Source organism: Flavobacterium sp. (genome assembly GCF_050696275.1).
Lineage (GTDB): Bacteria > Bacteroidota > Bacteroidia > Flavobacteriales > Flavobacteriaceae > Flavobacterium.
Genome location: NZ_JBOGUT010000014.1, coordinates 72,735 through 83,112, shown reverse-complemented (window position 1 = coordinate 83,112; position 10,378 = coordinate 72,735). Strand labels below are relative to the sequence as shown.

At 30.6% G+C, this 10,378-nt stretch carries 11 protein-coding genes and 1 pseudogene; 9 read left to right on the top strand and 3 right to left on the bottom strand.

Annotated features, from left to right (window positions below):
• Positions 1 to 536, bottom strand: a 536-nt coding sequence (locus tag ACRDEC_RS09075; RefSeq protein ID WP_431498018.1) for a transposase, incomplete at its 3' end; no start/stop codon positions are given.
• A 226-nt stretch (positions 537 to 762) separates the two neighbouring features.
• On the opposite strand from ACRDEC_RS09075, the gene ACRDEC_RS09070 reads away from it, so the two are divergent.
• The 3 genes from ACRDEC_RS09070 to ACRDEC_RS09060 all read left to right on the top strand — a co-directional run bounded on the left by ACRDEC_RS09070 (position 763) and on the right by ACRDEC_RS09060 (position 3,670).
• Complete coding sequence (locus ACRDEC_RS09070; protein WP_431498017.1) at positions 763 to 1,983, top strand: aspartyl protease family protein; 1,221 nt, start codon at positions 763 to 765, stop codon at positions 1,981 to 1,983.
• 182 nt (positions 1,984 to 2,165) lie between these two features.
• Positions 2,166 to 3,062, top strand: a complete 897-nt coding sequence (locus ACRDEC_RS09065) for a tetratricopeptide repeat protein (RefSeq protein WP_431498016.1) — start codon at positions 2,166 to 2,168, stop codon at positions 3,060 to 3,062.
• 155 nt (positions 3,063 to 3,217) lie between these two features.
• The gene (locus ACRDEC_RS09060) at positions 3,218 to 3,670 is read left to right on the top strand and encodes a hypothetical protein (RefSeq protein WP_431498015.1); all 453 of its coding nucleotides are present in this window, start codon (positions 3,218 to 3,220) and stop codon (positions 3,668 to 3,670) included.
• A gap of 94 nt (positions 3,671 to 3,764) precedes the next feature.
• Here the strand turns inward: ACRDEC_RS09060 and ACRDEC_RS09055 are convergent, their stop codons facing one another.
• Positions 3,765 to 4,391: a transposase gene (locus ACRDEC_RS09055; RefSeq protein WP_431498014.1), complete on the bottom strand. Its 627-nt coding sequence runs from the start codon at positions 4,389 to 4,391 to the stop codon at positions 3,765 to 3,767.
• Between the two features lie 518 nt (positions 4,392 to 4,909).
• Between ACRDEC_RS09055 and ACRDEC_RS09050 the strand changes: the two genes are divergently transcribed.
• The 5 genes from ACRDEC_RS09050 to ACRDEC_RS09030 all read left to right on the top strand — a co-directional run bounded on the left by ACRDEC_RS09050 (position 4,910) and on the right by ACRDEC_RS09030 (position 8,547).
• Positions 4,910 to 5,641: an ABC transporter permease gene (locus ACRDEC_RS09050; RefSeq protein ID WP_431498013.1), complete on the top strand. Its 732-nt coding sequence runs from the start codon at positions 4,910 to 4,912 to the stop codon at positions 5,639 to 5,641.
• Positions 5,638 to 6,318, top strand: a complete 681-nt coding sequence (locus ACRDEC_RS09045) for an ATP-binding cassette domain-containing protein (RefSeq protein WP_431498012.1) — start codon at positions 5,638 to 5,640, stop codon at positions 6,316 to 6,318. Before ACRDEC_RS09050 ends, ACRDEC_RS09045 begins: the two co-directional genes overlap by 4 nt.
• A gap of 185 nt (positions 6,319 to 6,503) precedes the next feature.
• Positions 6,504 to 7,346 (top strand): prolipoprotein diacylglyceryl transferase, encoded by an 843-nt coding sequence (gene lgt / locus ACRDEC_RS09040; protein ID WP_431498011.1) that lies wholly within the window; start codon positions 6,504 to 6,506, stop codon positions 7,344 to 7,346.
• Between the two features lie 320 nt (positions 7,347 to 7,666).
• Entirely contained in the window at positions 7,667 to 7,945 is a 279-nt protein-coding gene (locus ACRDEC_RS09035; protein ID WP_431498010.1) for a CPCC family cysteine-rich protein, read from the top strand.
• Positions 7,946 to 8,157: 212 nt separating this feature from the next.
• Positions 8,158 to 8,547: a hypothetical protein gene (locus ACRDEC_RS09030; RefSeq protein ID WP_431498009.1), complete on the top strand. Its 390-nt coding sequence runs from the start codon at positions 8,158 to 8,160 to the stop codon at positions 8,545 to 8,547.
• Between the two features lie 66 nt (positions 8,548 to 8,613).
• Here the strand turns inward: ACRDEC_RS09030 and ACRDEC_RS09025 are convergent.
• Positions 8,614 to 9,330 (bottom strand): annotated as a pseudogene (locus tag ACRDEC_RS09025) (SulP family inorganic anion transporter); the annotation flags it as partial.
• A 543-nt stretch (positions 9,331 to 9,873) separates the two neighbouring features.
• On the opposite strand from ACRDEC_RS09025, the gene ACRDEC_RS09020 reads away from it, so the two are divergent.
• A complete protein-coding gene (locus ACRDEC_RS09020; RefSeq protein ID WP_431498008.1) occupies positions 9,874 to 10,215 on the top strand; it encodes a TfoX/Sxy family protein in 342 nt (113 codons plus the stop codon).
• Positions 10,216 to 10,378: the final 163 nt, after the last annotated feature.

Sequence of the window (10,378 nt, the reverse complement as noted above, 5' to 3'; positions counted from 1 at the left end):
AGAGAAGATTGTACTTTCCCTCCCTTTTGAGATATAATTCTGGCTTGTGATTTAGGCTTTTGACTAATAAACTTCAGGTATTTCTTCAGGTTGTAGGTCATAGTTGCCATCAAAACATGTTTGTTGGCTTGCCTGATTCCACGGCTATTTACCTTTTTCATATTCAAAAAATTAATCAAAGTCCCCAGAACAGGTTCTACTGTTTTGCTTCGCACTCTAACCATTCGCTTGGCATACAGAGGGTTTTGAGTCGGTTTTTGGTGCATTTTATCGTAATCCAGACAATTCGAACAATATTCAATTAGTTTTCTATCGGAGTTGATGTTGTTTAAATAACCCACCAAACAGATTTTAAAAAACACTATCGGGTCGGTACTCTCTTGCCCTTCTTCTGCGTAATATTTTGCTGTCGCTTTATATAAAAAGTGAAAATCTAGTGCCGAATCCAGCATTCGATAATAATTATGCTCTGAAACCAAATCTTGTAGGTGAACCTGGTAAAGCATTTTGGGGCTGAGTTCTTCTCTTCCTTGCATTCTTAAAAATACGAAAATTCATGTTTTTAAACACCCCATTTTATTATATTTGGATAGTTGTGCAACAAGCACACCAGTTTGGCAAAATGGCGGGTTTAGTGCAAAATTCAACAGTTGTTCTTCGGTTCAACTTTTGTGCAAAATTGAAGTTTTGTGCTTCGATTTCCGCCACTTCGCCAAGCTGAAAACCGTTAGGCGTAATATTACCGAAACACACAACAGAACAATGAAAAAAATTATAACAGTTGGACTAATTATTTTGAGCAAGATAACATTTGCACAAAAAATACCATTAGTTTTAAAATCAAACACAAAACTTATAAGTATAAAAGAAGGTAAATCTTATTACAAGGATGCTTGGGAAACATCACCCGAACTTAAACTTGACGTTTTTAATGCAAACCCATTTAAAGACAAAGAAAAAATTATTTTTTATAGTGACATTGACACTCTTGAATTTGAGGTCAAACCAAATAAAAAATATGATTTTGTTATTTTGTTAAACGGTAAAGAAAGAGCATTAACGCAAATAAATACTTATAAAAACAATAAACCAAATCTTGAACCTAAATTATTTTATTCAAATATAAACCCTAAATATAAATCAGAAACCGACACAATTCCTTTTCGAATTGGTGCAGATAATCGAATTCATATTTCTGGTAAAGTTAATGATAGCGATACTTTAGACTTAATATACGATACTGGTGCGGGAATAAGTGTAATTACTTCTTCGTTGATTGGTAATAAAGTAAAAATTAATTTAGACGGAACTACAGAAAACAACGGAATGGACGGAATTTCTACAGTTAATAAAAGTTCTAAAAACACTATTAAAATCGGCAATTATTTATGGGAAAATATCCCACTTTTATCTATAGATTATAAATCAAAAACAAATTTTCCCTTTGATGTTGTATTAGGTTGGCTTGTTTTTGAAGGCAAAGTTGTAGAAATTGACTACGAAACTCAAAACATAATATTGCACAATTCAGTACCCAAATTATCCTCTGAATATTCAAAATTAGAATTCAAGCTAATTGAAGGCATTCATTATATCAAAAGTAAATTAGTAGTTAACGGCATAGAAAGCGAAACCTGGTTTGACTTCGATACAGGTTCTAATGGTAATTTATTCATCGGACAGAAATTTGCTAAAGAAAACAATTTGAATGATGCAATGAAGACAATAAGAAAAAACACAAGTAAAGGCAGTACTGGAATTGAAATCGAGAATAAAGAAGCATTGTTGCCTAAATTAATAATTGGAAATTATGAAATGTATCAAATACCAATGGCTATACAACAAAAAGAAATAGAAAATATTGAACATAATGAAAACATTGGCAATAATATTTTAAAAAGATTTAATGTTTTTATTGACTTTAATAATGAAACAATTTACCTAAAACCGAATAGATTATTTTACTCAAAAATGTGGAAATAAAAATACTACGCCTAACACGATGTTTTGCGAGATTCGGGTTTTAGGCTTAATTCAAAATTTGTTTTGTACTTGTAAAATTTGTGTTTAACCGAAAAATAAATCTTAATTTAGTCCCAAACCTCGTAAAGCACGGGGACGTTAGCACTCATTATAAAACGACACCGTAACAACAAAACAAGGCAATGAAAAAATTGACATTTACATTTTTGGCTTTACTCCTTACTATTTACACATTCGGTCAGACAAATATTAGCGCTCTTGAACGCATAGATGGACTTTGGACAAAAAAGGGCGAAAATACAGCTTTTAACGGAGCATTTATTGAGACTTTTGAAAATGGAAAAACGAAAGGAACAGGAATCTTTGTAAATGGTCAACTCGAAGGACTGAGAATTCAATTTTTTGAGAACGGACAAAAAAGAACAGAGAAATTTTATAAGGCATCTTATCCACATGGTACAGCAAAGGAGTTTTACGAAAATGGTACTCTAAAACAAATGGGAGAGTTTGTAGATAATAAAGAAAATGGCATTTGGACGATTTACTATGAAACAGGAGAAAAGCATGTTGAATCAACTTTTGTAAATGGAGTTCAACAAGGCGACTACATGGAATATTCCAAAGACGGAAAATTATTAGTTAAGTATTATTTTGTTAATGGAAAAGCAAATTATTCAGATGAATTCATGAAGCTTACAAAAGAAGCAATTGAATTAAGTAGACAATTTAAAAATGAAGAAGCGATTAAACTTTATGACAAAGCAATCGAATTGAATCCGACAGTTGCTCAAGCTTATTTTAATCGTGGAGCTTGCAAGGGAAACAACTTTGACTTTGAGGGAGCAATTAAAGACTATGACAAAGCTATAGAACTGAATACTGAATATATGGAAGCGTATGGAAACAGAGGAAATGCGAAAATTAATATGTTTACTTCTAAAGGAAATATACACCCTACTTCCGCGCAGACAGAAAGTGCTTGTGAAGATTTTCATAAAGCAGTTTCACTTGGTGACAAGACAATTGGAACAGAAGATATGATTTATATACATTGTAAAAAGTACAAGAAGAAGAAATAACGAGTGCTAACAAGGCGGTTTGAATCAAGTGGGGATTTATTGGCATTACTGGAAACCAAGAACCACTTTTCAAAGCAGAAAATACTTTGCTACCAAGCCCCCACCTGCTTCAAGCCGCGGGACGTTGTGCGTAACCTTTGAAAAACGGAACTAAAATGAAAAGAAAATACATATTTATTATTGGAGGATTATTATTATTTCTGTTTTGTTTCTACAAATTAGGAAGTGCATTTGCGCCAGGAAGTTATGCAAATGCGGAAAGTTATGAACTAAATTATCCTGAAAAAAAAGTAATTGAAGCCGCTGAAAAAGTTAGGAAAGATAATATTTACTTGCACGTTGGCGAAGGATGGGAAGACAAAGATTCTACCGATTATTGGCATCATATTTATTTTAACTTTCATAATAGAATGCTATTAACTTGGACAAGACCAAGTGGAAAAAACAATACTACTTTTGCGTTTGTGAGAATACAAGACTCAAATTCAGAATGGAAAGATTTAAATAGTGCTTTCGGTTATTTTGAAAATAGAAAAATAAAAAAGGCACTCGAAGAAGAAATATTAGCCAAGATGAAAATAGAATTGGAAAAAAAACAGAATAAATAAAAAGGCTACGCACAACAGCGGTAGCTGTTGCACAACCTCTAAAAAAAAATATCATTTAAAATAAATCATAAAAAACAAGCTCGTTTAAAGCAATTTAAGCGAGGTTTATTTTTGGTTGTAAATTATCTTCTCTAACAATCAGTACACTTAAAAGGACTCTTTTTAAGTCGTAAAAACAAGACTTTAGAGAAGATTGTACTTTCCCTCCCTTTTGAGATATAATTCTGGCTTGTGATTTAGGCTTTTGGCTAATAAACTTCAGGTATTTCTTCAGGTTGTAGGTCATAGTTGCCATCAAAACATGTTTGTTGGCTTGCCTAATTCCACGACTATTTACCTTTTTCATATTCAAAAAATTAATCAAAGTCCCTAGAACAGGTTCTACTGTTTTGCTTCGCACTCTAACCATTCGCTTGGCATACAGAGGGTTTTGAGTCAGTTTTTGGTGCATTTTATCGTAATCCAGACAATTCGAACAATATTCAATTAGTTTTCTATCAGAGTTGATGTTGTTTAAATAACCCACCAAACAGATTTTAAAAAACACTATCGGGTCGATATTCTCTTGTCCTTCTTCTGCGTAATATTTTGCTGTCGCTTTATATAAAAAGTGAAAATCTAGTGCCGAATCCAGCATTCGATAATAATTATGCTCTGAAACCAAATCTTGTAGGTGAACCTGGTAAAGCATTTTGGGGCTGAGTTCTTTTCTTCCTTGCATTCTTAAAAATACGAAAATTCATGTTTTTAAACAAACCATTTTATTATATTTGGATAGTTGTGCAACAAGCACAGTGGTTTAGAATGATAACACTTGTTATTCCTTTATTTAATTGATATTTTTTAAATTAAAATTAATTTAGTACAACATAGGTACAACAAACTAACATGTTTTGAATCGGGCATACTAATTTAGCATGGGGTTAGAATTAAGAATAAAATTTAGTATATTTAAAAATAATAGTATACATATAATCTAGCTGTTTTTAAGACATATGTATGATTTCATCATGCATATAAGTGAGTTACCAGCCATTTTAGCGCTCCGAAATAATGAAAGAATATTGTATTTTACAATTCAAAATGCTAAACAGACAATTAACCGAATGGGGAATTGAACCTATAATTGGTTATCTTGTTGGTCTTTTTGCATTTATTGGTATTTCGATAAAATTATTTGAAAAAACTCAATTTGCTGAATATGTCTATATTGCATTGGCTTTAAGTTTAGTAATAAAATTGAATGAAATAAACAGAAACGATTTTTTGAAGCTTTGTTATTCTAAAACAGAATATACTAAAATAAGAATAGTCGAAAACCTAATTGTTTCAATTGCGTTTATAACATTTTTGTTATTTCAAGAAAAATATTTGAGTTCGATTTTACTCTTTATTTCGGTTTGTCTTTTTTCTCTAATAGATTTAAAAACCAAATCAAGTTTTACATTACCAACTCCTTTTTATAAGTATCCGTTTGAGTTTACAGTAGGTTTTAGGTCAAATTATTTCATCTATTTCTTTGCTTATTTTTTAACATTTATGTCGATTAGTGTTGATAATTTTAATTTGGGTATTTTTTCATTAATTCTTACTTTACTTTCCTGTCTTAATTATTATGCAAATTCTGAAGATGAATTTTATGTTTGGGTATTTTCATTGACCCCAAAAGAATTTTTAAGATATAAATTAAAAAATATCATCCAATATTCAACCATTTTATGTTTGCCAATAATTATAAGCTTATCTCTATTTTTCTTCACAAAAATTGATATAATATTAGGTTTTCAATTTTTAGGTTATTTATTTATTTTCACAACTATGTTAGCAAAATATTCAGTATTTCCTGAAAAATTAAATATTAGATTCGGAATTGTATTTGCATTAACATTGTGGCTTCCGCCATTATTATTGCTAATCATTCCTTATTTATACATCCAATCAACGAAAAAATTAAAAGAAATATTACAATGATTAGCATTGAAAACTTGTCAAAATCATACGGTTCTAAAGTAGTTTTAGAAAATATTAACTTGAATTTTGAAAAAGGAAAAGTTTATGGAATTGTTGGCGAAAATGGTGCAGGAAAAACTACATTGTTCAAATGTATTGCTGGATTAGAAAAACATAATGGAGCAATCAATTGTGAATATGGAAAACCTAAAGATTTTCTGGGCTATTTACAAACCGAACCTTACTTTTTTTCAAAAATAACAGGTAATGAATATATTCAATTATTATGCAATGCCAGAAATGTAACCAACACCGATTTAAAAGAAAAAAATATTTTTGATTTGCCATTGAATGAATATGCCGTAAAGTACTCAACAGGAATGAGAAAAAAACTCGCATTTACTGCAATATTATTGCAAGAAAACAAATTATTCATTTTAGACGAGCCTTTTAATGGTGTTGATATTCACAGTAATATAATAATTACCGAAATAATTCATAAATTGAAAGGAATGGGAAAATCAATAATAATTTCATCTCACATTTTTTCGACACTAAACGACACTTGCGATGAAATATTTTTATTGAAAAACGGAAAAATAATTAAGAGAGTTTTGAAGGAGGAATTTAGCAATTTAGAAAGTGAAATGAAAGCGTTTACAATCGGAAATAAAATAGAAAAATTAAATTTAAAATAAAAACGTCTGGTAACAGGCGTTTGGCGAGATTGCGAATTTTGCAGTAAATTCATGTTTACATTTCGTAAGAAATTTTATCTTTAACGGAAAATAAACAGTTCCGAATTTCGCAACCATCGCCAAGCGTCGGGACGTTAGTGGCTAGTTTGCCAAAACACCGCAGAAAATAGAAATTAATAAAAAATATGATTGCATTATACATAAATTGGGATTTTGATTCTGAAATAATTAACATTTTTGGATTTCCTTTAAAATATTACGGACTTCTATTTGGTTGTGGGTTACTTTTAAGCACTTATGTTTTAAAAGGAATTTACAAAAATGAAAACTTAAAAGATAACGCACACGAAGCATTGTTTGTCTATGGAATAATTGGAATTTTTGTTGGGGCAAGACTTGGACATTGTTTATTTTATGACTTTGAATATTATTCAAAAAATATTTTAGAAATGTTTTTACCAATTAAAATAAATCAAATTGGAGAAATAGAATTTACTGGATATACTGGCTTGGCAAGCCACGGAGGAACAATTGGACTAATTATTTCACTTTATTTATATTCAAAAAAATACGAAATAAAATATCTTAAAATACTTGATTTAATTGCAATCGTTGCTCCACTTGGAGCAACATTTATTAGACTGGCTAATTTAATGAACTCCGAAATGATTGGTAATCCAACTACAATGCCTTGGGCATTTATTTTTAGAAAAGTTGACAATATACCAAGACATCCAGCTCAACTTTATGAAGCAATCTCATATTTAATAATTTTCATTATAGTTTTTACTATTTACAAAACTAAAAACATAAAGTTAGGAAATGGATTTTTGTTTGGTTTGGCAATTACTTTAATTTTTACAATGAGAATTTTAATTGAGTTTGTAAAAATAAATCAAGTGGAATTTGAAGACGGTATGAAATTAAATATGGGACAAATTTTGAGTATTCCATTTATAACAATCGGAATATATTTTATGGCGAAAAATTTAATAAAAAAAGAAACTGAACAAAAAACCAGCCACTAACCGTCGTTTAGCAATATGGCGGGATTAGGCTTCCTTAATCCGCCACATCGCAAGTACCAAGACGTTATAGCCAATACAACCAAAAAATGCGAAAAACAAAATCACTTAAAATTTTATAAATTATAATGAAAAGGTATAAGGGTATAATTTTATCGATCTCTTTAATGATATTAGGTTTTATACTAAATGGTTTGGCTTGGACGATTTTACCTGGACCAACATTTAGCTCTTTAGGTTTGACATTTGGTTTGGGGCTTAGTTTTGTTGGTTTTGTTTTATTTCTCATAAATGTAAACAAGAAATAATAACCAAATAATAAAATGATGATGGCGGAAAAATATGCTTATCTATGTTGTGGTTACAAGTCTTTTACAGACAAACCTGAAGAGAATTATGATATTTGTGAAGTCTGTTTTTTGGAAAACGCCCCAATTCAACTTGATAATCCGAATTATGAAGATGGGGCAAATAAAGTTTCATTAAAAGAAGGTCAAAAATATTTTTTAAAGTTTGGTGCCTGCGAAAAAGAGATGGTTAAAAATGTACGCATTCCAAATCCTGATGAAGAAAGAGATAAGAATTGGAAACCATATGAATAAAATGTACTGGCTATAACAGCCGTTACAAGAGATTTGGGCATTAGGCTGAATTTGAAGATGCTTTTGTATTTGGAAAATTTACTTCGTCAGTTCGCTATCGCTCGGGTGTGCATAATGGAAAAAACTCACATCTTTAATCCCAAACCTCTTGTAGCGCCAGGACGTTGTAGGCAACCCTTCCCCAAAATTACGCAGAAAAAAACCGATAAATTATGATAGAAATTGTTGCGAAATATATAATAATCTTCTTTGGAATATTTTTTATGTTTGTAAGTGCATTAATGCTTTTTAATCCAAAAAAGGCAAGAGCAACATTAAGAAAAGCAGGAAGTACAAATTTTATAAACTATGCCGAGATAACTATAAGAATGATACCAGCAACAGCATTAATTGTATATTCTGACTTTTCCAAATTTCCCGAAGTATTCAAAATTTTTGGTTGGTTTATGCTTGTTACTTCTTGGGTACTTTATTTTGTCCCAAGACAACTTCATTATAACTTCTCTAATAAATCTGCAGATATATTAAAACCAACATATTTTCAATTAATTTCTCCTCTTTCTTTTATTATTGGCGTAATCATTATTTATAGTGTCATTTAAAAATTAATTCAAACATTGAGATTAAAAAGAAAAGGCATTACGATTCCGTAATGCCTTTTTAATAAATTATACTTTCTCAGCAACCAAATAAATCGGGTCTTCCATAATACTCACGTCAATAATTGCTTCTGCGTTTTTAAGCAATGCAATGCAATCTTGGCTTAAATGTCGTAAGTGAACTTTTTTACCTTCTTTGTGGTAACGATTTGTTATTGTATTTAAGGCTTCAATAGCAGACATATCCACAACACGACTTTCTGCAAAATCAATAATCACCTCATTAGGGTCGTTTAATACATCAAACTTTTCAGAAAAACCAGTTACAGAACCAAAAAACAATGGGCCATAAATCTCATAATGTTTTACACCATTTTCATCAATGTGCTTTCTTGCACGTATGCGTTTAGCATTATCCCAAGCAAAAACCAATGCAGAAATAATAACACCTATTAAAACCGCTAACGCCAAGTTATGAAGAAAAACCGTTATTAACATAACAACAATCATCACAAAAATATCAGACTTAGGCATACGTTTAAAAATTCTCAAACTTGCCCATTCAAAAGTTCCTATCGCCACCATAATCATTACACCTGTTAAGGCTGCCATTGGCAATTTTCCAATTACAGGAGCACCAACTAAAATGATTACTAAAATCGTTAACGCAGCTATAATTCCTGAAAGTCTCGCTCTGGAACCCGCAGATAGGTTTACTAAAGTCTGTGCAATCATAGGACAGCCACCCATTCCAAAGAAAAAACCATTTAAAAGGTTTGCACTACCGTGAACCTGGTAAAGCATTTTGGGGCTGAGTTCTTTTCTTCCTTGCATTCTTAAAAACACGAAAATTCATGTTTTTAAACAAACCATTTTATTATATTTGGATAGTTGTGCAACAAGCACAGTGGTTTGCAGAAATGGCGGGTTCAATCTGATTTTCCGCAATTATGTTTTATCTTGGCGGAAAATTAATCAGTCACGAAGTCCGCCACTCCGTGCAAGCCACACAATGTTGTGCGTCATTTTTGCCGAACAAAAACGAAAAAAAACATGGATAGAAAAAAATTGGCTTATTTTTTAATTTTTGCAAGTTCTATTTTACTTATTCTAAATTTATCAGAATTTAATTTTGAAAAATTAAAGGAAAATAGTTATTCTGGAATTCTTTCCAATTTATGCGTAATCATATCCATGATATTAACAATTTGTGTAATTAATAAAAAAGAAAAAAAATAGAACTATAATTGGAATAGCAATACTTTTTATAGTACTCGGAATACTAATTAAACACGGAAAATTGTATTTTTTATAGCTGGCTATAATACAATGTCAAAAGAAGAAAAAGATAAAGTTGATATTAAAGGAATTGCAACTGTATTCAATAATGTGATGTTTGGAATGGCTTTAATTTATGATTATGGGTATTTTATTTCTCATAAACTCAAAAAACCAACTATAGAAAATATTTCTTTTTTTGGTGCAATTTTGATTGGCATACCCAAGGCTGTAGAAAACAATTTTGTCGTGCCTATGGAGATGTCAGGCAAAACAATGAAGGGCTATATTTTTGTTACTGAAGAAGGACACAAAAGCAATAAAGATCTTTCCTATTGGATACAGCTTTGTCTGGATTTCAATCCTTTTGCTAAATCCAGTAAGAAGAAATAATCACCAGCTGGCAATAACGATTTCCTTCAACATCACATAACATCTCAAGCTTAATTTAAACGAGTTTCGTGTTTTTATTCTTTTCCTCAAATCAATACTTCAAGTTTTAAACTTTACCGCTACTATAGAAAACAGGTATAAATACCTGTAAGATTTTTTTTAT